We start from the raw sequence: 20,158 nt of genomic DNA on the forward strand, positions 1-20,158 counted from the left end.
ATGCGCGCTCTACTCGTGCTGTTCAGTTTGTTGCTACCGCTGTCGATGGCCCAGGCCGCCGACAAACTCCAAGTGGTCACCAGTTTCAGTATTCTCGATGACATCACCCACCAGATTGGTGGCGATCACATCCAGATCAGCAATATGGTCGGCCCCGACGCCGACGCCCATACTTACGAACCCACCCCGGACGATGCCAAGGCGCTGCTCAAAGCCAAGCTGATTATCAAGAACGGCCTGGGCTTCGAGCCGTGGCTGGACCGCCTGGTGGCGAGTACCGAAACCCGGGCCACCGTGGTCACCGCCAGCAAAGGCGTGATCTCTCGCACCATGGAAGAAGACGGCGAAACCATCCCCGACCCGCACGCCTGGCACAACCTGGCCAACGCCGAAATCTACGTGAACAACATCACCAAGGCGCTGATAGCCGCCGACCCGGCCAACCAAGCCGATTACCAGCGCAACAGCCAAGCCTATCTGAAACAAATCTACCGCCTGCTGGCCGAAGCCAAAGCCAAGTTCGGCGCGCTACCGCCGGGTAATCGCCGCATCGTCACCTCCCATGATGCCTTCGGTTACCTGGGCCAGGCCTATGGCATTCAGTTCCTCGCCCCCCAAGGTTTGTCCACCGAGCGGGAGCCTTCCGCAGCCGAGGTCGCCGCGCTGATTACGCAGATTCGCAAGGACAAGGTCAAAGCGGTGTTTATGGAGAACATCAAGGACGCGCGCCTGCTCAAGCAGATCGCTGACGAAAGTGGCGCGCAGATCGGCGGGACGCTGTACTCCGACGCCCTCGCCGCCGAAGGCCCGGCCAGCACCTTTATCGGGCTGTTCGAATACAACCTCAACACCCTGTGCAACACATTGGGCAAGCCATGATCCGTAAGAACCCTTCAGGCGATCTGCCGGTGATTGCCGAATCGGCCTACGTGGATAAAACCGCGATCATCTGCGGCAAGGTGATCATCGGCGAGAACGTATTCGTCGGCCCTTACGCCGTGATCCGCGCCGATGAGGTCGACGCCAGCGGCGCCATGGACCCGATCACCATCGGCGCCAACTCCAATATCCAGGACGGGGTGGTGATCCACTCCAAGTCCGGCGCGGCGGTGACCATCGGCGAGTTCACCTCCATCGCCCACCGCTCCATCGTCCACGGGCCTTGCACCGTGGGCGACCGCGTGTTCATCGGGTTCAACAGCGTGTTGTTCAACTGCGCGGTGGGTGACGGCTGCGTGGTGCGGCATAACTCGGTGGTCGACGGCCGCGATTTGCCGGACGCCTTCTACGTACCCTCCACCACCCGCATCGGCCCGCACACCGACCTGTCGCAGTTCCCGCCGGTCAGCGTCAGTGCCTCGGAATTTTCCGAAGACGTGGCGCGCACCAATGTCGATCTGGTGCGCGGCTACAAAGCCCTGCAAAACGAGTTCTGAACCATGAGCCGGCTGCTGATTCGCAACGCACGCTTGGTCAACGAAGGCCAGATCCGAGACGCCGATGTGCTGGTCGCCAACGGCCGCATCGAAAAGATCGCCGACAGCATCACCGGCTGTAACGCCGCCGTGGCGATCGACGCCCAGGGCCAGTGGCTGCTGCCCGGCATGATCGATGACCAGGTGCATTTCCGTGACCCCGGTGCGCCGGACAAAGGTAGTTTCTACAGTGAATCGCGGGCGGCGGTGGCCGGGGGTATCACCAGCTTTATGGACATGCCCAACACCTCCCCCGCCACCTTGAACCTGGCGGCCCTGGCCGACAAAAAACGCCGCGCGGGGCTGCATTCGGTGGCCAACTATGGCTTTCACTTTGGCGTCAGCCACGACAACCTCGATACGGTTGCCGCCCTCGACCCGCGCGAGGTCGCCGGGGTCAAAGTGTTTATGGGGGCCTCAACGGGCAATATGCTGGTGGACCACCCGCGGATTCTGGAGCGGCTGTTCGCCGAAGTGCCGACCCTTCTGCTCGCCCATTGCGAACACAGCCCCAGCATCCAGGCCAATGAGCAGCGCCTGCGCGCACGCTTCGGCGATGGAATCCCAGCGGTGGCGCACCCGCTGATCCGCGATGCCGAGGCGTGCTATCGCTCGTCGTCTTATGCGGTGGAGCTGGCCAGGCGGTACGGCACGCGGCTACATGTGCTACACCTGACCAGCGCCCGCGAGCTGGCGTTGTTCGAAGACAAACCCCTGACGGAAAAACGCATCACCGCCGAGGTGTGCCTGCACCATCTGCTATTCGATGACCGTGACTATCACCGCCTCGGCCATCAAATCAAATGCAACCCAGCGATCAAGACTCGCGCCGACCGCGACGCACTGCGCCAGGCCTTACTCAGTGATCGTCTGGACGTGATTGGCAGTGACCATGCGCCGCATACCTGGGCACAAAAGCAGTTGGGTTATCGCGAGGCACCGGCGGGCTTGCCTCTGGTGCAGCATGCGCTACCGGCTTTGATGGAATTGGTGGCCGATGGGCTATTGCCGTTGACCACGCTGGTGGCCAAAACCAGCCACCGAGTGGCCGATCTTTTCGCCATCCCGGATCGAGGCTATGTACGCGAAGGCTATTGGGCCGACTTGGTGCTGATCAAACCTGAGCCCCAAGGCAAGCCGGTCAGTGAGGAACCGATCCTGGCCCGCTGCGGCTGGACGCCCTTCGCCGAGCGCCGCTTTCGCCACAGCGTCAGTACCACGTTAGTCTCCGGTCACCTGGCGTGGCACAACGGCCAGGTGGTCGACAGTTGCCAAGGCTTGCCGCTGTACTTCCAGCGTTAGGCGCGCGGCTTGACGGTGCCGCAATCGTTGCCCAGCCATTGGGCATGGCTGTCCAGGCTGCCCTTTTGTTGCATGCCAGTGGCATTGAAAGTGCCATTGACGGTGGTAGTGAATTCTTTCTGGCTCTGGAAGGTGGCCACGCCCGTACCCTGGGCTTTGGGGCAACTGAAGCGGAATTTCCACTGGTTGCCGGTCTTGTCGGTCACTTCCTGGCGGCAGCCCGATTGTGGGTCGGTCAGGGGGATCGAATCGGACGCTACCTGCGCCGGCGTCAGACACACCTGCACGCCTTTACCGGCCATGGTGATGCCCTGTTTTTCCAGCATGGCGCGCTGTTCGGGGGTCATCTGTTGCTTGAGCTGGCCGAGGATCAGCGACAGATCCGGCAGCTCCTGGTTATCGACTTTCATATTGCTGGTGGTCACTTCCCACAAGCCCGGCGCCAACATCTGGGCCTGCGCCGCCACGGGCAACGACAAACCAACAACCATGGTCATACACAGCAGACGAGCATTCATCGGGTAACTCCTGGGTAAAGGTGGAGCGTTAGACGCCGCAAAACAGCCAGTGTTGCACGGCAAATAAAATAGCGACATTCGTGGCCGAACATGGTCTGTTAGGCACTGGATTGCCTGGAGTAACGTCGTCCATGGATTTTTTTGGCCCGCACCTGCTGGCGTACTTTATCGCCACCCTGCACTTCTTCGGCACCCTCGCCGCGATCCACGCGGTGCTGACCGTCCGGACCGCCCAAGGCTCCATCGCCTGGGCCTTGTCGCTGATGTTCATGCCGTACCTGACCCTGATCCCTTACCTGATTTTCGGCCGCAGCACCTTCGATGCGTATATCCAGGCGCGCCGCCAGGCCAACCAGGAAATGCACAGCGCCATCGCCGCGCTCAACTGGCGCCCGTGGGTCGAGGAAGCACTGGCCGCGCGTCACTCCAGCGCCTACGGCTCATTGCGCGCCATGCCCAAACTGGGCCGCATGCCGTGCCTGGCCAATAACCAAGTGCAACTGCTGGTCAATGGGGATGCCACTTTCAGCGCGATTTTCGACGCCATCCGCAACGCCAAGTCCGCTGTGCTGTTCCAGTTTTTCATCATTCATGACGACGAACTTGGCCGGCAATTGCACGCCCTTTTGAAGGAAAAGTCCGCGCAAGGCGTGGCCATTCATGTGCTGTACGACCGCATCGGCAGCCACGCCCTGCCCCATCACTACGTGCAATCACTGCGTGACGCGGGTGTGCAGGTCAAAGCCTTCGCCACCCGCAGCGGCTGGCTCAACCGCTTCCAGGTCAACTTCCGCAACCATCGCAAGATCGTGGTAGTGGACGGCATCACGGGGTTTGTCGGCGGGCACAACGTGGGGGACGAATACTTGGGCAAAAAGCCGCCGCTGGCACCGTGGCGTGACACCCATGTGCAAGTCATCGGCCCGGTGGTGGCGTGCCTGCAGGAGTCGTTTGCCGAGGACTGGTTCTGGGCCGCGCGGGAACTGCCGCCGCTGATCCTGCCGGATGCCTATCCCGAGGATGGCGTGCTCTGCCAATTGCTGTCCAGCGGTCCGGCCGACCCGTACGAAACCTGCTCACTGTTTTTCGTCGAGGCGATTCACGCCGCTACCGAACGGGTGTGGATCACCAGTCCGTATTTCATCCCCGACGAAGCCGTGTTCGCCGCCCTGCGCCTGGCGGTGTTGCGCGGCGTGGATGTGCGCCTGCTGCTGCCATCGCGCCCCGACCATCGCATCGTCTACGCCGCCTCTAGCCTGTACGCGATTGAAGCCGTGCGCGCCGGGGTGCGCGTGTTCCGCTATACCCCCGGTTTTCTGCATCAGAAAGTGGTACTGGTGGATGGCGAAATCAGCGCCATCGGCAGTGCGAATATGGACAACCGTTCGTTCCGCCTGAATTTCGAAGTGATGCTGCTGACCGTCGACGAAGCCTTCGCCCAGCAGGTGGAGCAGATGTTGCTCGACGACTTCGCCCAAGCCCATGAAGTCAGCCAGGAAGAGAGCCGCGAAACCCGCCAGTTGCAGCATTTGGGAATGCGCGTCGCGCGCTTGATCTCACCGATTCTCTAACAGCCAACACGGTAGAAAAATGGTGGGAGGGGCTTGCCCCCCTCCCACCTCTGTATCACCGGTTCAGCGGTAGATATCTTCCCGCGTCCACGGCAGTTCATGACTGCCATCGGCATGGGGTTTGACCGCCAGGATCTGGTGCAGGTTGATCCAGCCCCGGGCGAACGCATAAGCACAGCCTGCCAGGTACAGCCGCCAGATACGCAGTGCCTGTTCCGGCACCATTTTGGCTGCGGCTTCCAGGTTGTCTTCCAGGCGCTCGCTCCAGTGGTCCAGCGTGCGCGCGTAGTGCAGGCGCAGGCTCTCGACATCGACCACTTCCAGCCCCACTTCGCTGAGCTCGGCGGTCATCATCGCCAGATGCGGCAGCTCTCCGTTGGGGAACACGTAGCGCTCGATAAAATCACCCGCGCCGCGCCCGACCGGGCGGCCGTCGGTGTGCTTGGCGGTAATGCCGTGGTTCATCACCAGGCCGCCTTCACGCACGGCGCCGAACAAGGTCTTGCAGTATTGCGCCAGGTTGGCGTGGCCAACGTGTTCGAACATGCCCACGCTGACCACTTTGTCGAAGCGGCCATCCTGGGGCAGATCGCGGTAGTCGAGCAGTTGCAGGTCGATCTGATCCTGCAGGCCATCGGCCTTGACCCGCTCCCTGGCCAGTTGCAATTGCTCTTTGCTCAGGGTGATGCCGAACACCTTGACCCCAAACTCCCGCGCCGCAAACCGCGCCAGCCCACCCCAGCCGCAACCGACATCCAGCAGGTATTCGCCCGGCTGCAACCGCAGCTTGCGGCATAGGTGGCGGAATTTGTCCTGCTGGGCCTGGTCGATGGATTCGCTGCCGGTTTCGAAATAGCCGCAGGAGTACGCCATGTCCTGATCGAGCCACAGCTGATAGAAGGCGTTGGACAGGTCGTAATGGTAGGAAATGGCCGCTGCGTCTGTGGCCTTGTCGTGGATCGAGCGCACCGGACGACTGCCTTCGTCGTCATCGACCAAGGCGTGACTTAACTCGTCGCACACCCGGATCACTTCGGTGATGGAGCCTTCAAGCTCCAATTTGCCCACCACAAAGGCTTCGCCCAAGGTATCGAGCGTGGGATGGGAAAGCTGAGACACGACCGTGGGGTCCTTGACCACGATGGTGACGCTGGGCTCTGGGCCCAAGTTGAATTCATGGCCATCCCAGAGTCGAAGACGCAGCGGCAGCTGAAGATTCTGTAAGGCCGGTGGAAGTTGCGCGAGCATGAGTAGTCCCCCCTTGTTTCAGACGTCTGCTGTGAGGGTAGACCATCTCAAGACGCGTAGGAGGCTATCGATTTAATAGCGCCTGACTATGCCGCTCGATGCTGCAGCAAACCGTCCTGGACCCACTGTTTCAGCCACGTAACAGCCTGCAATGGGGCACCCTCTGCATAAGTGACTGCCAGTTGGGCACACAGTTCTGCAAAACACCCACCGGTCGTCACCATGGCCGCCAGGGCGCTGGCTTCCGCCGGCTCCAGCGTGCGGTAGCGACACACCTGTTCATGGCGCCATACCAGGCAGGTCTGCGCAGGTTCCACCGCATGGCTGCCCGGAAAGTCACCGTTATCTTTGGCCGCGCGCCAGATTGCCAGGGAGTTGAAATGGCAACCCAGTTGCTGCACCGACGGAACCCACGCCACTTGCAGCCCCGGCCACGCCTGCGGCGGTAGCTCGGCCATGTCCGCCAGGGTCAACGGCTCGCCATGGGGCGCATCGAAGGCCAGAGTAAACGCCCATTCCAAACGGGCCAGTTCGGCCAGCGGCGCGCCGTGTTCTTGCGCCAGGTGCTCAAGGATAAACGTCGCGAACCGCTCACCGAGCCAGCGCAAACTGTAATGCTCGGACGGATAACGCCGCACATAAGCGCCGGCCAGCGCGGCAAACTCATCATCCCCCAACCAGTAGCGCACGGCGCTGAAATCATGCCGCAGCACGTCCAACAGGCGCGCGCGATAAGCGTTGTGGTAGATCGCCAAGCCCGTGTCCACATCCAGGCTCGGCCCGCCGCGCAATGTCGCGGCAAACCCGTGGTCTTGCGCCGGCGCGTCGTTAAGCAGGTGCGCCTCGAACGCCAGCTGCCAGTCGGTCAGGCGCATAAGGCTCTCCCGGCCAAGGCGGATGCGCCTAATTGGCGAGCCTTAGCCAATTCGTCGAGCAGTTCCTGAAACGGCGGGAAATGGTCATCGCGCTCCAATAAGGTCGACACCGGCCCGATGTGCGCGAGGGTTTGTTGATACAGCGCCCACACCGGATCACACACCGGGTGGTCATGGGTATCGACCACGTAATCGCCATAATCGCGATGCCCGGCCAGGTGCAATTGGCGGATGCTCTGCGGCGGCAGGTTACGGATAAAGGTCCACGGGTCGAACCCATGGTTACGCGCGCTGACATAGACGTTGTTCACGTCCAGCAGCAATTGGCACCCCGACAAATGGGCCAGGGCATTGAGGAATTCCCACTCGCTGAACTCATCGGCCTTGGCACGCACATAGCTGGAGACGTTTTCCAGCACCAAAGGCCGCTGCAATACGTCCTGCACCTGACGAACGCGGCCGGCCACGTAATAAAGGCTTTCCTCGGTGTAGGGCAACGGCAGCAGGTCATGCAACTGGTGCGCGTTGCCGCGGCTCCAGCACAAATGGTCGGACACCCACGCCGGCTGGATGCGCTCGGCGAGCTGTTTGATCTGCTTCAGATAATCGAAATCGAGGGCATGGGGCCCACCGATGGACAGGGACACGCCGTGCATCACCAATGGGTAGCGCTCAGCGATGGCGTCCAGGTAGTACAAGGCTTTGCCACCCTGCACCAGGTAATTCTCGGAGATCACTTCAAACCAATCCACCGCAGGGGATTGCTCAAGAATCTGTTCGTAATATTCGTTGCGTAGACCCAGGCCGTAACCCAGGAAGGGAAGAGAGGTGGCCATCATGGACTCCGGAAAAAGTGTCCGCAGCGGTCGCAAAACACGCTGCGGGAGCACTTGGCTTGCGTTTATTCGCCGACTTTGCCGCCCGCCTTATCGCATTCCGCCTTGGTCATGGCCTTGAAACCGTGGCCCTTGCACACCGCCTGGCCTTTGCAGGCGTTTTCCGCGGTCTTGCAGTCGTTCATGCCTTTGCAAGACGTGACGCCGTAGCAATGCACCTGAGCATCAGCCGCTTGTGCCTGGGTGGCGACACCGGCAAACATGGAAGCGGCGGCGATCGCCAGGGCAGCACCGGAAACGGCTTGTTTGATATTCATGGGGTCATCCTCATTGTTCAGTTGGGAAGTCGGCCGAGCACTGCGCTCGGTCCTGACATGCCACTAGAGTGAGGCCCCCCATCGGCGTTACAGCCGTTCGCAATTATTTCTGAAAATTTATTCTTCCGGTTTCAGCAGCGGCTCCTGAAACCGCAGCAAACGCCCGGCATTGCCCAGTACCAGTAGCGTGCTGAGGTTATGCAACAGCGCCGCAATCATCGCCCCCGCTGCGCCCAGCCAGCCGAAGGCCGCGAATACGACGATGGCCAGCGTCCAGCCCAGGCCAATGATCACATTGACCTGCAACGTCTGCCGGCACTGGCGACTCAAGCGCAAACAGGTGCCCAAGCGCCGCAGATCGCTGCCGATCAGCACCACGTCCGCCGAGGCCAGCGCGATATCCGCCCCGCCCGCGCCCATGGCCACGCCGACCACGCCGGCCTTGAGCGCCAGGCTGTCGTTGATGCCGTCACCCACCACCATTGGCCGGAAGCCGCTATCGATCTCGGCCAGCACGCGGTTGAGCTTGTCCTCCGGCAGCGCCTGGGCGGCGACATCACTGATGCCCACCTCCAACGCCAGGCTGTCGGCGACACTTTGGCGGTCGCCGGTGAGCAGCAACTGACGCCCCAGGCCCAGCTCGCGCAGCTCTTGCAGAGCCTGGCGGGCCTCCGGTTTGACGCTGTCGGCCAGCAGCAGCCAGGCCAAAAATTGCCCGTTCAGCGCCAACCCGGCAATCGGGCCGTCATGGGTCGGCACTGCGCTGGTCACGATGCCCAATTGCTTGAACAACTCAGGGCGTCCCAGGGCCGCTTCGCCCTCCTCGGTCTGTGCCACCACGCCCAGGCCCTGGCGTTCGCGGATGTCGGTCAGCACCCACATCTGTTCCTGCGTCGCCAACCCCGCCAACGCCCGGCTGACCGGATGGCTGCTGGCCGAGCCCAGGCTGGCTGCCAGGTTCAGCAACACCTGCCGATCGGGCGCAGTGGTTTCGATGGATTGCAGGCGCAGGGTGCCAAAGGTCAGGGTGCCGGTCTTGTCGACCACCAGGGACGTCAGGTCCGCCAATTCCTCTAGAAATGCCGAGCTGCGAATCAAAATTCCATGGCGCGCCGCCACGGCAATCCCGGCAATCGCCGTGGCCGGTGCCGACAACACCAACGCACACGGGCACGCCGCCACCAGCACGGCGAGCATCGCCTGGGCGTCGTTGGTCACAAACCAGGTGACCGCCGCCAACAGCAACACCAGCACCATGTAACTGCCCGCATAGCGCTCCAGCAGCCGCGTGATCGGCGGCTTGGAGCGTTCCGCGTTCTGCATCAATGCAATGACTTTGCCCAAGGTCGACTCATGACCGGTACGCGTCACTTCAAGACGCAACAAGCCATCTAGATTGATCGCCCCGCCAAACACCTGCACACCGGCGCTGGCCTCCAGTGGCACCGATTCACCGGTGATGGGCGCCGTGTCCAGGCTGGCCTGGCCCGACAGCACCACGCCATCGGCTGGCACCCGGTCGCCCGCGCGCACTTCGACGATATCACCGGTGTTCAGCGTGCCGTTGTCCACTTCATGAATACTGCCGTCGGCCTGCACAAGCCGCGCGTGGCTGCGGGTCAGCTTGCCCAGGGCGTGGATCGCCTCTTGGGAGCCGATCACACTGCGTTCTTCCAACACATGGCCGAAAATCATGATGATCGGCAGCAACGCCGCGGTCAGCAGATCGCCAGTGGCCCAGGCGCCGAGCATGGCCAAGGCGATCAGTTGGTCGGTGATGCCATGCAGGCTGGGAAAACGCAGGCTGTACCAGGCCGAACGCATCACCGGCACCGCCACCAGCAGCGAGGCCACGCCCAGCAGCAACTGGCTCACCCCGCTCTGGTCCGGCGCCAGCCAGCGCCACACCAGGCCCAGTATCAATAAGCCCAGCGCCAGCATCGCCAGGGTCAATTGCCGCGCTGCACTGCGCTGCTCGGCGGACGTCAGCATCGCTGCGCTCATTGTTCGGCTCCCTGGATGATCAAGCGGGAATCGTCTTTAGGATCGACGGTGGTCACGGAGCCGGCCTGGCCAAGTATTTTCGGCAGGCGCTCGCGGTACAGGCGCAACAGCAGGCCAGGATCTTTCACCTGGGCCAGGCTGGCCACCGTAGCGGTTTGCGCCTGGGCATTGGCCAAGCGTTCGCTGGCCTGGGCATGGGCCACTTGCACCAGCCGGTCGGCCTGCTGGGTGGCGGCCTGGGTGAGTTTCTCGGCTTCGGTGCGCGCATTCGCCACGGCTTTATCGGCCTGTTGGCTGGCGGTGAGCACCGCGTTGAACGCATTCACCGCCGGGCCCGGCAGGCTCGATTGCACATCCACACGGGTGACTTCGATACCCAGGCCTAGCCCACTGGCGGTCAACTCGGCCAGGCGTTTGTTAATGCCCTGCACCAAATCGCCGCGCAAGCGCTCGCGGCGTTCGGCGGCGCCGTTGTCACTGCCGATCAATTCCGGGCGGGCCACCAGGATCGTGTCCAGGTCCCGCGCCGCCGTCAGCGCCACCGCGCTGCGGGTCACCAAGCGATCCAGCGCGGGCAGCACATGTTCGCCCTGCAACACAAAGGCATAGGGTTCGGTGACCTTGTAGAACACCCGCACATCCAGTTGCACCACGCCGGCATCGCCGGTCAACAGATAACCGGAACCGGCCAAAGCGTCGCTGAGCGGCGTGGCGAAACTGGCCACGCGGTCGGCCTGGAGTGCCGCGTCCGAACGCAACAACCCTTCCACCCGACGCTCGATCACGCGATCCGCCGCCGGCAGCAACACCACCTGTTCGAACGGCTGCGGCCAGGCCAGCAACAACCCGGCATTCTGGATGCGGTCCAGCGCGCCGAAGTGCAACACCACCGCGCGATTCTGCGGGTCGATCTGGCGCACATTGGAAAACGCCCAGGCCAACGCCGCCAGCACCGTCACCGCGTACAGCGCCATAAAGGTCAAGCGCCCGGCCTGGATCCAGGGGCTGACCGGGCTGTCACGCTCGGTCATGGCTGAACATCCTTGGGCCCGTCCACCAGCGCGCGAAACGGCGCGGCATCGGTGCGCAGGATGATTTTGCTGCCCGGCGTGACCACCGTGCCCAGGGTGTCGAGCGAGCGCAGCAGGTTATACAACTGCGGATTGCTGGCGTAGGCGCGCCCGTAGATCTGCGCCGCTTCGACCCGCGATTGGGCTTCGATATCGGCGGCCTTGACCGTGGCATCCGCTTGCACGATCCGTGCGTCACGCTCGGCGGCCGAACGGATCTGCGCCGCTTCACGCTTGCCCACGGCGGTACGTTCAGTGGCAATGGTTTCACGCTCGGCGCGCATGCGGTCGACGGTGGCGGTGAGGGTCACCGACGGCAAGGTCAGCCGTTCGATTCCCACCTGCGCGACGCGCACGCCGTACGTGGCGAGCAATTGTTGATCGATCTGCTGGCGCAACTGCGCCTCGAAATCGGCGATACGCACCTGGCCAGCGTCGGTGTTGACCAGGCTGGACAGGTCGAAGCTGGCGGCGGTGGTTTCCAGCGCCGAACCGACAAACGTACGAATCTGCCGCGCGGCTTCATCCGGTTGGTTCTGCACCGCGCGCATAAAGCGCTGCACATGCTCGGCGTCGCCCTGCACCTGCCAGGCCACGTAGGCCTGCACGATGATGCGCAGGCCATCGCGCGTACCCACATCCTGCAAACCGCTGGAAGTGGTGCGCAGGCGCAGGTCCACCGGGATCGCCGCTTCGAACGGCGCCGGCCAGCGCCAGCCCAGGCCCGGTTCCAGCAATACCCGCGACGGGTTGCCGAAACGGGTGATCACCGTGGCCTCGCCGGAACGCACCTGCACCAGGCTTGCCGCCGCCAGCGCAAACAGCACCAGCAACGCGGCCCAGCCCATGCGCCGCCAAGGGAACGGCCCGGCGGCGTGTTCCTCGCCATGGTGATGGTGGTGATGATGGCCGTGGTGATGACCGTGATCGTGGGAATGAGCGCTCAACAGACAGACTCCTTATTGCACGGCTTCACGCGGCGCCATGGGGTCGGCCGGCAAAGTGAAAGAACGCAGATCGATGGTCGGCGCGCCATCGGCGCCCAGACGGTGATCCAGAATGAGCAACTTGGCGTGGGCCAGGCCCTGGCTGAGCTGGCTGAAATACTGCTCCAGCACAAACGCCCGGCCCGCCGTGGCATAGGCCTTTTGTTCGGCCGTGAATCGCAGGTCCGCGGCCTGTGCAGCGGCATTCACTTCACGAGCGCTGGCCTGGGCCTGGTCACGGGCGGTGCTGGCTTGCAGTTGGGCCTGGTTGGTCTGCTCGCTGGCGGCGCCGCGTTCGCGGGCAATCAGGGCCTGGGCACCGATCTGCGCGGCCTGTACGGCGTGGTAGGCGTTGGCGGCGCCGGCCGGCGGGTGGATGGCTTCCACCACCGTGGCAAGGATTTCCACCCCGCTGTTCAGACGCTGCAAATCTACTTGCACGGCGCAACCGATTTCATCCGCCAGGCGGGTGCGCTGCTCACCGAGCAATTCATCAAGGGTGCGCGAGGCAAACTCATGCACGAGGATGCGGCTGGCGGTGCTGCGGATCAGCGTCGGCACATCCGCGCTGTGATAGGTAGCGGCGAGCGCGGCCTGGTCGCTGAGGCCGATGCGGTAGACGAAACGCACGTCCATATTGACGATCTGAAAGCCCTGGGTGTCGCCCCGACGGCTGGCGATGACCTGGGATTTGTCGTTCACATGGCTGGCGTCCCAAAGACGATTGGCAATCAGCGGCGGCGGCCCTTCGGCGGGCGCCAGTGCCGGGGCGGCGGCGTCGCTGGCGCTGGTCGCCAGCTCATGCACCACGCCGTTTTCCACTGGCAACACACGCCCTAATGGCCAGGGCAATCCGGCGTGCAGCCCAGGGCCGAACACCTCGACCGGTTTACCGAAGCGCTCATAAATCCCACGGCCTTGCAGCGGGACTTCATGCACACCGGTCAACGCCCAGCCAATCGCCAGCACCACCAGCAACACCGGTAAAAACGCTCGGCGCATGTAGGTAAATGCCCAGATCTGGCGCAGATCGATGCCGAAGCGGTTGTGCAATTCGTGCTGCAGCGCCAGCAACGGGCGCGGCGGCCAACGCAGCAGATCGGCGATAAAGCTCTGCGCCAGCAGGCGCGGCTCGCGTCGTGGCTGGCGCGGGCTGAACAGCGACAGCACGGCCCTGAGCAAAAACTCCAGCGCCACCAGCGCCGGCAATAACCCAATCAGGGTCGCCAGACGCAGCGGCCACACCGATGCCTCACTGGCAAACAGCAGGCAAACCGCACTGATCACCAGGCAACCGATCGCCACCCGGCACAACTGCGCCAGCTGCGCGGCTTCCGGCCATTGCGCGGAGGTTTCCTGGGCCAACCGACGCTCGAACACCAGCACGCCAAACGCCAGGGCCAAGGCCAGCGCGGCGCCGATACTGGCGGATTGGCCGACCTGGGCGGCCGGCAACGTCAGGTTCCAGAACTCCACCACGCTGATCAGCGCCAGCAGCGACCAACCGCACAGCCACAACACCGGCGTACCGACCTGCGCCAGTAGCCCGCTACCGAAGCGCTCGAACAGCCGCGCCGACCAGCCGTTGGGCGCCTCGGAGGAGGCGATGGGCTCAGCCGTCGTCGGCTCCAGCGCCTGCGCGCGCCAATCCGCCACCCACCATGCCGATTGCAACCCAGCCACCAGCACCAGCAACGCCGAAGCGCAATTGATCAACACCACCGGCCAGATCGACAGCGGCGCAAACAGCGCGACAAACAACGCCAGTACCCAGCCGGTCACCGCCAGCACCGTCAGGCTGATACCGGCCTGGCGCAATCGACGGGCATGGAACAGCCCCTGCTGAAAACGCGGCAGGCCCTCCACCGAGGCGCCGTCAGCTTCTAGATCCACTTGCATCCCAACACGCCTGCTCGTACACAATTCGTTACGATATAACACAGAGCGTGAAATTTTTGTTCGCTTTGGGAGGGGCTTGCCCCCGATGAGGTGGGGTCAGCCTACACACGCATCGACTGCCAGGCAGCTATCGGGGGCAAGCCCCCCTCCCACCGTTGAGTGTCAGTCAAGAGCGTGATTAAACCCCCATAAACACGCGCTATCACTGGTGTAGGCCCGGAATAATCGGCACACTCCAGCGGGCTCACGGACAAGGAAGCGTCACCTCCCATGATTTCGATCTATCAGCTCAAACCGCGGTTTCAAAACCTGCTGCGTCCCCTCGTGCAGCGCCTCTACGACAACGGCACCACCGCCAACCAGATCACCGTGCTGGCCGGTGTTATTTCACTGCTGGTCGGCCTGTTGATCGCCGGCTTTGCCCAACACTTGTGGCTGTTTGCGTTGATCCCGCTGTGGATGATCCTGCGCATGGCGCTCAATGCCATCGACGGCATGCTCGCGCGGGAATTCGGCCAGCAGTCGCGCCTTGGTGCGTACCTCAATGAACTGTGCGACGTGATCGCCGACAGCGCGCTGATCCTGCCGTTTGCGCTGATCCCCGGCGTCAGCCTGGCGCCGGTGTTGCTGGTGGCGTTGCTGGCGGTGTTCAGCGAATACGCCGGCGTGCTGGGCCCGATGGTCGGTGCATCGCGCCGCTACGACGGGCCGATGGGCAAAAGCGACCGGGCCTTTGTGCTGGGCGTGTTGGCCACCGGTGTGGCGCTCGGCTGGTTGGGGGCCGTTTGGGTCGACACGGTGATGTGGCTGGTCGCCGCGCTGCTGGCCTACACCCTGGTCAACCGGGTACGCCAAGGCATTAAAGAAGCTCAAACCACCTCCCCTTCTGCATAAAGGATTCTGCGATGCGCGAACAGCAAGAGCACACCTTCAGTACCCATGATGGCGTCGAGCTTTTCTATCGGCACTGGCCGGCCACCGCCCCAGCGGGCGGCGAGCCGCGTAAGGCAATCGTGTTGTTCCATCGCGGCCATGAGCATTCGGGGCGTATCGCGCATTTGGTCGACGAACTCGACCTGCCTCAGTTCGACTTCTTCGCCTGGGACGCCCGTGGCCATGGTCAGTCACCCGGCGAACGCGGCGACAGCCCCAGTTTTGCTACCAGTGCTCGCGATGTGCAGACCTTTTGCGACCATATCGGCGTCACCTACGGCATCGAGCAAGAGAACTTCGCCGTGGTCGCCCAAAGTGTCGGCGCGGTGATCGCTGCCACCTGGGTACATGATTACGCGCCGAAAATCCGCGCACTGGTGCTCGCCTCCCCGGCGTTCAAGGTCAAGCTGTATGTGCCGTTCGCGCGGCCGGGCCTGGCCTTGATGCGCAAGTTTCGCGGCAACTTTTTCGTCAACAGCTATGTGAAGGCCAAGTTCCTAAGCCACGACCCGGAGCGCGTGGCGTCCTACGACAGCGACCCGCTGATCACCAAGGCGATTTCGGTCAACGTACTGCTGGGCCTGTACGAAGCTGCCGACCGGGTAGTAGCCGACGCCCAGGCGATCCAGGTGCCAACTCAGTTGCTGGTGTCCGGCGCCGACTTCGTTGTGCACCGCAAACCCCAGCAGCAGTTTTTCGACCGCCTCGGCAGCCTGAAAAAAGAACTGCACATCCTCCCCGGTTTCTTTCACGACACCCTCGGCGAACGCGACCGCGCGGTGGCGGTGAGCAGCGCACGGCGGTTTATTCTGCAGAACTTCACCCAACCGCTGGACCGCGCTTCGCTGCTGGATGCCGACAAACTGGGCGCCACCTGCGCCGAGTCCGAAGCCCTCGCCGCACCGCTGCCGCGCAACTCCCTGCGTGACCTGTACTGGCGCATGACCCGCGCCAGCATGGGCCTGGGCAAGAACCTGTCCGAAGGGGTCAAGCTGGGCTTCGACACCGGTTTCGACTCGGGCAGCACCCTGGATTACGTATACCGCAACACCCCCACCGGCAAAGGCGCCCTGGGGCGGATGATCGACACCAATTACCTCAACTCCATCGGCTGGCGCGGCATTCGCCAACGCAAGTTGAACGTCGAAGAACTGCTGCGCCTGGCCATGGCCAGGTTGCGCGATGAACAGCGCGCGGTGCGCATCGTCGACATCGCCGCCGGCCATGGCCGTTACATCCTAGAGGCGTTGCAAGGGGTGACGCCGCTGCCGGAATCAATCCTGCTGCGCGACTACAGCGACATCAACGTGCGCGACGGTGGCGCGCTGATCCGCGAAAAGGGCCTGGGGGATATCGCGCAGTTCGTCAAAGGCGACGCGTTTGACCGCCAGGATCTGGCGGCGCTGGACCCCAAGCCGACCCTGGCCGTGGTGTCCGGGCTGTACGAGTTGTTCGCCGATAACGCCATGGTCGGCGGCTCGCTGGCCGGCTTGGCCGAGGCGGTGGAGCCTGGCGGTTATCTGGTCTACACCGGCCAGCCATGGCACCCGCAGCTGGAGCTGATCGCCCGCGCGCTGACCAGCCATCGCCAGGGTCAAGCCTGGGTCATGCGTCGCCGCAGCCAGGCGGAAATGGACCAACTGGTGGAGGCCGCCGGTTTCCGCAAGATTACCCAGCGCGTGGATGAGTGGGGCATTTTCACAGTGTCCCTGGCCCAGAAGATCTGATCATGCGCGAACCCGGCCTGTTAAAGCCTGCCGTTCTGTGGCTGCTACTGTTGGCACCGCTGTTTTTCAGCACCTACGGCTTTGCCACCTGGGTCACCAGCCAGCGCAGCGATGTCGGCACACTGGTGTTCGATTGGGAAAGCCATATGCCCTTTTGGGCCTGGACCATCGTGCCCTACTGGTCCATTGACCTGCTGTATGGCTTCTCCCTGCTGCTGCCCAACAGCCGCCATGAGTTGAAACAACACGCCCTGCGCTTGCTGTCCGCCCAGGTCATCGCTGTCAGCTGCTTTTTGATCTGGCCGCTGCGCTTCACCTTCGAGCGGCCCGAACTGCACGGCGTATTCGGCTGGTTGTTTGCCGTACTGGCGGGCTTCGACAAACCCTTCAACCAGGCGCCCTCACTGCATATCGCGCTGCTGGTGATTCTGTGGGTGATGTACCAGCGTCACGCTCAAGGCGTGTGGCGCTGGGTGGTGCATGGCTGGTTCGCCTTGATCGGTATTTCGGTACTGACTACTTATCAACACCACTTTATCGACTTACCCACAGGCGCCCTTGCCGGCTGGCTGTGCGTGTGGTTATGGCCGGTGGAGCACCCGAGCCCGCTGTTAAATGCCCACCTGGCCCGCGACCATAAGCGCTGGCGACTGGGGTTGCGCTACGGGCTGATGGCCATGGCCCTGGCAATACTGGCCTTGGCGTTTGGCGGCAGCTGGTTATGGCTGCTGTGGCCGGCGGTGTCGCTGGGGTTGGTCAGCACGAACTATTGCGTGCTGGGCGCTGCCGGTTTTCAAAAATGCAGCGATGGTCGACTGACGCCAGCCGCTCGCTGGCTGTACGCACCTTACCTGGCCGGGGCGTGGATAAATTCGCGGCTGTGGACACGCAAACATCCCCAGCCGGATCTGATTGTGGATAACGTCTGGCTCGGGCGAATTCCCACAACTGGCGAGCAAACCTCCTTCAACGCCATCGTCGATCTATGCGCAGAGTTACCGATTCATCCACAGGGTCGTGCCTATCAGTGCATTCCGGTGTTGGACCTGACCACGCCCACACCCGCCGAATGCCTGCAAGCGGCCCAGGCCATCGAGCGTTTGCACGACGACGGCCCATTGCTGGTGTGCTGCGCCCTGGGTTATTCGCGCAGCGCCACCGCCGTCGCCGCCTGGTTGCTAAACAGCGGGCGCGCCGCAACGGTGGATGAGGCGCTGGCTATGATTCGTACAGCGCGGGCCGAAGTGGTCCTGCATCCTGCTCACCGTTTAGCGCTGGAGGGTTTGCCCCATGCCCGCTGATATGGAACTCCAGGTCGTCGCCAGCCTGCTGCGCCGCGGCCGCTCGCTGGATCAGTTATCCACAGGCCTTACGCTGGTCGGTGTATTGTTCGGCCTCGCTCAGTTGCTGATGGCCAGCGTGTCGCCGATCTGCCTGTTGCTCAGCCTGTGGATGATTATTCTTGGCTTGCTGCAAAAGTATTGGGCGCTGCGCGTGGCCTTCGATGCAGACCTGTTTGCGTTGCTGGCCCGCGACACCGAACGCACCGCCGACCTCGACCAAGCACTGCAAAGCCTGGGCCTGCAATCGGCCAAGCGCGCCGGCCGGCCTTGGGCCGAGCGCCGTCGCGGCGCCCTCAAACTGCTGCGCAAACAAGCCTGGTTGCTAGGCGCGCAAGCCCTGCTGACCCTGGCCGTGATCCTCGCCAGCCCTTGGCTGCCTTTTGCCGGATAAGGAATTCCCATGTTCGAACCTGTGGTTGCCACGCTGATTACCTCCATGGCCCGCACCGTCACCGGCGCCCGCAGCCTGTGGCTGGGTTGCGCGCCGGTGCCGGTGCAACGTATCTACTTCGCCAACCACAGCAGCCACGGCGACTTTGTGCTGCTGTGGGCCTCGCTGCCGCAAAATCTGCGCGCATTCACGCGCCCCGTGGCCGGTAGCGACTACTGGAACAAGAGCGCCCTGCGTCGCTACATCATCAACCGCGTATTCAATGGCGTGCTGATTGATCGGGAGCGCAAAGAGCCTGTGGATAACCCCTTGCAGCCGATGCTCGATGCCCTTGAGGGCGGCGATTCACTGATCATTTTTCCCGAAGGCACGCGCAATCTGGAAGACGGACTGCTGCCATTCAAAAGCGGCCTGTACCACCTGGCAAAAAGTTACCCACAGGCCGAACTGGTGCCGGTGTGGATAGCCAACCTCAACCGGGTCATGCCCAAGGGCCGCGTTCTGCCGCTGCCGCTGCTGTGTACCACCAGCTTCGGCGCACCGCTGCACCTGGAGGACGGCGAAGACAAAGCCACGTTCCTCGCCCGTACCCGCGATGCCCTGCTCGCCCTCGCCCCGGAGCATTTCTGATATGCCTAGCCAAACCCTGATGTTGTTCGGCGGGATCGGCGCGATCCTGGTGCTGGCGTCGTTGATCGGGCTGATCCTCAAACTGCGCACCCGTGGCACGCCAAACGCGGTGATCGACAACCTCAACGCACGCATCAATGCCTGGTGGGTGATGGTGGTGGTGATCGGCATTGCCTTCTGGCTCGGCACCGGCGCGGTGATCCTGTTGTTCTACGCCGTGTCGTTCTATGCCCTGCGCGAATTCCTGACCCTCACGCCCACCCGACGCAGCGACTACCCCGCGCTGGTGGCCGCGTTCTACCTGGCGCTGCCGCTGCAATACCTGCTGATTTACTCGGACTGGTACGGCTTGTTCTCGATCTTTATCCCGGTGTACGTGTTCCTGCTGCTGCCGATCCTCGCGTCCCTGGGCGGCGACAGCACGCACTTTCTGGAGCGCGCGTCGAAAGTGCAGTGGGGGCTGATGATTGCGGTGTTCTGCGTGTCGTTCGTGCCGGCGCTATTGACCCTCGACATTCCCGGCTACGAAGGCCGCAACCTGCTGCTGATCGCCTACCTGGTGATCGTGGTGCAACTGTCGGACGTGCTGCAGTACGTGTGCGGCAAGTTATTCGGCAAACGTAAGATCGCGCCCAACCTGTCGCCGTCCAAAACCGTGGAAGGCTTCGTCGGCGGCATTCTGCTGTCCTCCCTGATCGGCGCGGCGTTGTGGTGGACCACGCCGTTCAACCCGTGGCAGTCATTCCTGATCGCCTTGCTGATCAATCTGCTCGGCTTCGCCGGCGGGATTGTGATGTCGGCGATCAAGCGCGACCGGGGGGTGAAGGACTGGGGGCATATGATCGAAGGTCATGGCGGCATGTTGGATCGGCTGGATTCGGTGTGTTTTGCTGCGCCGATTTTCTTTCATCTGGTGCGCTACTGGTGGACCTGACATCACCGCACTCAAACAACTAATGATCAAACGGTGGGAGGGGTAAAACCCTCCCACTTTTTGTTACAAAGACCCGTGTAAGATACGCCTCACTCAGCC

General features: G+C 62.9%; 19 protein-coding genes. 10 read left to right on the top strand and 9 right to left on the bottom strand.

Going from position 1 to position 20,158, the window contains the following annotated elements:
* The 3 genes from HRH33_RS00675 to HRH33_RS00685 are packed head-to-tail and all read left to right on the top strand — an operon-like array spanning position 1 to position 2,777.
* On the top strand, positions 1-879 hold the full coding sequence (locus HRH33_RS00675; RefSeq protein ID WP_167417349.1) for a metal ABC transporter substrate-binding protein: 879 nt from the start codon (positions 1-3) through the stop codon (positions 877-879).
* The gene (locus HRH33_RS00680; RefSeq protein ID WP_034139873.1) at positions 876-1,436 is read left to right on the top strand and encodes a gamma carbonic anhydrase family protein; all 561 of its coding nucleotides are present in this window, start codon (positions 876-878) and stop codon (positions 1,434-1,436) included. Before HRH33_RS00675 ends, HRH33_RS00680 begins: the two co-directional genes overlap by 4 nt.
* A gap of 3 nt (positions 1,437-1,439) precedes the next feature.
* Positions 1,440-2,777, top strand: a complete 1,338-nt coding sequence (locus HRH33_RS00685) for a dihydroorotase (protein ID WP_167417350.1) — start codon at positions 1,440-1,442, stop codon at positions 2,775-2,777.
* Here HRH33_RS00685 and HRH33_RS00690 read toward each other — a convergent pair.
* Positions 2,774-3,295 (bottom strand): DUF3617 domain-containing protein, encoded by a 522-nt coding sequence (locus HRH33_RS00690; protein ID WP_034139875.1) that lies wholly within the window; start codon positions 3,293-3,295, stop codon positions 2,774-2,776. The two genes, HRH33_RS00685 and HRH33_RS00690, sit on opposite strands and share 4 nt — an antisense overlap.
* A gap of 131 nt (positions 3,296-3,426) precedes the next feature.
* Between HRH33_RS00690 and cls the strand changes: the two genes are divergently transcribed.
* Complete coding sequence (gene cls / locus HRH33_RS00695; RefSeq protein WP_167417351.1) at positions 3,427-4,866, top strand: cardiolipin synthase; 1,440 nt, start codon at positions 3,427-3,429, stop codon at positions 4,864-4,866.
* A gap of 63 nt (positions 4,867-4,929) precedes the next feature.
* On the opposite strand, the gene cfaB is transcribed toward cls, so the two are convergent.
* From cfaB to hflK (HRH33_RS00735), 8 genes are all read right to left on the bottom strand, one after another.
* The gene (gene cfaB / locus HRH33_RS00700) at positions 4,930-6,114 is read right to left on the bottom strand and encodes a C17 cyclopropane fatty acid synthase CfaB (RefSeq protein ID WP_167417352.1); all 1,185 of its coding nucleotides are present in this window, start codon (positions 6,112-6,114) and stop codon (positions 4,930-4,932) included.
* Positions 6,115-6,200: 86 nt separating this feature from the next.
* Entirely contained in the window at positions 6,201-6,989 is a 789-nt protein-coding gene (locus HRH33_RS00705) for an HvfC/BufC N-terminal domain-containing protein (RefSeq protein ID WP_167417353.1), read from the bottom strand.
* A complete protein-coding gene (bufB, locus tag HRH33_RS00710; RefSeq protein WP_034115495.1) occupies positions 6,980-7,825 on the bottom strand; it encodes an MNIO family bufferin maturase in 846 nt (281 codons plus the stop codon). The genes HRH33_RS00705 and bufB overlap by 10 nt, the downstream gene beginning before the upstream one ends.
* 65 nt (positions 7,826-7,890) lie before the next feature.
* Positions 7,891-8,142 (bottom strand): BufA2 family periplasmic bufferin-type metallophore, encoded by a 252-nt coding sequence (gene bufA2, locus HRH33_RS00715; RefSeq protein WP_034101572.1) that lies wholly within the window; start codon positions 8,140-8,142, stop codon positions 7,891-7,893.
* A 117-nt stretch (positions 8,143-8,259) separates the two neighbouring features.
* Positions 8,260-10,146, bottom strand: a complete 1,887-nt coding sequence (locus HRH33_RS00720; protein ID WP_167417354.1) for a cation-translocating P-type ATPase — start codon at positions 10,144-10,146, stop codon at positions 8,260-8,262.
* Positions 10,143-11,177 carry a protease modulator HflK gene (hflK, locus tag HRH33_RS00725; protein ID WP_167417355.1) on the bottom strand — a complete coding sequence of 345 codons (1,035 nt, stop codon included), beginning with the start codon at positions 11,175-11,177 and terminating at the stop codon, positions 10,143-10,145. Before hflK (HRH33_RS00725) ends, HRH33_RS00720 begins: the two co-directional genes overlap by 4 nt.
* Entirely contained in the window at positions 11,174-12,166 is a 993-nt protein-coding gene (gene hflC, locus HRH33_RS00730) for a protease modulator HflC (RefSeq protein ID WP_167417401.1), read from the bottom strand. Before hflC ends, hflK (HRH33_RS00725) begins: the two co-directional genes overlap by 4 nt.
* 9 nt (positions 12,167-12,175) lie before the next feature.
* Positions 12,176-14,101, bottom strand: coding sequence for a protease modulator HflK (gene hflK / locus HRH33_RS00735; RefSeq protein ID WP_167417356.1), 1,926 nt, complete (start codon positions 14,099-14,101; stop codon positions 12,176-12,178).
* 270 nt (positions 14,102-14,371) lie between these two features.
* On the opposite strand from hflK (HRH33_RS00735), the gene HRH33_RS00740 reads away from it, so the two are divergent.
* The 6 genes from HRH33_RS00740 to HRH33_RS00765 are packed head-to-tail and all read left to right on the top strand — an operon-like array spanning position 14,372 to position 20,059.
* On the top strand, positions 14,372-14,995 hold the full coding sequence (locus tag HRH33_RS00740) for a CDP-alcohol phosphatidyltransferase family protein (protein ID WP_034101577.1): 624 nt from the start codon (positions 14,372-14,374) through the stop codon (positions 14,993-14,995).
* An 11-nt stretch (positions 14,996-15,006) separates the two neighbouring features.
* Positions 15,007-16,761, top strand: a complete 1,755-nt coding sequence (locus HRH33_RS00745) for a bifunctional alpha/beta hydrolase/class I SAM-dependent methyltransferase (RefSeq protein WP_167417357.1) — start codon at positions 15,007-15,009, stop codon at positions 16,759-16,761.
* A 2-nt stretch (positions 16,762-16,763) separates the two neighbouring features.
* A complete protein-coding gene (locus HRH33_RS00750; protein WP_167417358.1) occupies positions 16,764-18,062 on the top strand; it encodes a phosphatase PAP2/dual specificity phosphatase family protein in 1,299 nt (432 codons plus the stop codon).
* On the top strand, positions 18,052-18,495 hold the full coding sequence (locus HRH33_RS00755) for a hypothetical protein (protein WP_034101580.1): 444 nt from the start codon (positions 18,052-18,054) through the stop codon (positions 18,493-18,495). Before HRH33_RS00750 ends, HRH33_RS00755 begins: the two co-directional genes overlap by 11 nt.
* 9 nt (positions 18,496-18,504) lie before the next feature.
* A complete protein-coding gene (locus HRH33_RS00760; protein WP_034101581.1) occupies positions 18,505-19,125 on the top strand; it encodes a lysophospholipid acyltransferase family protein in 621 nt (206 codons plus the stop codon).
* A gap of 1 nt (position 19,126) precedes the next feature.
* Positions 19,127-20,059 carry a phosphatidate cytidylyltransferase gene (locus tag HRH33_RS00765; protein WP_034101582.1) on the top strand — a complete coding sequence of 311 codons (933 nt, stop codon included), beginning with the start codon at positions 19,127-19,129 and terminating at the stop codon, positions 20,057-20,059.
* Positions 20,060-20,158 lie beyond the last annotated feature (99 nt).

The organism is Pseudomonas rhodesiae, from assembly GCF_013285305.1.
Taxonomy (GTDB): Bacteria; Pseudomonadota; Gammaproteobacteria; order Pseudomonadales; family Pseudomonadaceae; genus Aquipseudomonas; species Aquipseudomonas rhodesiae.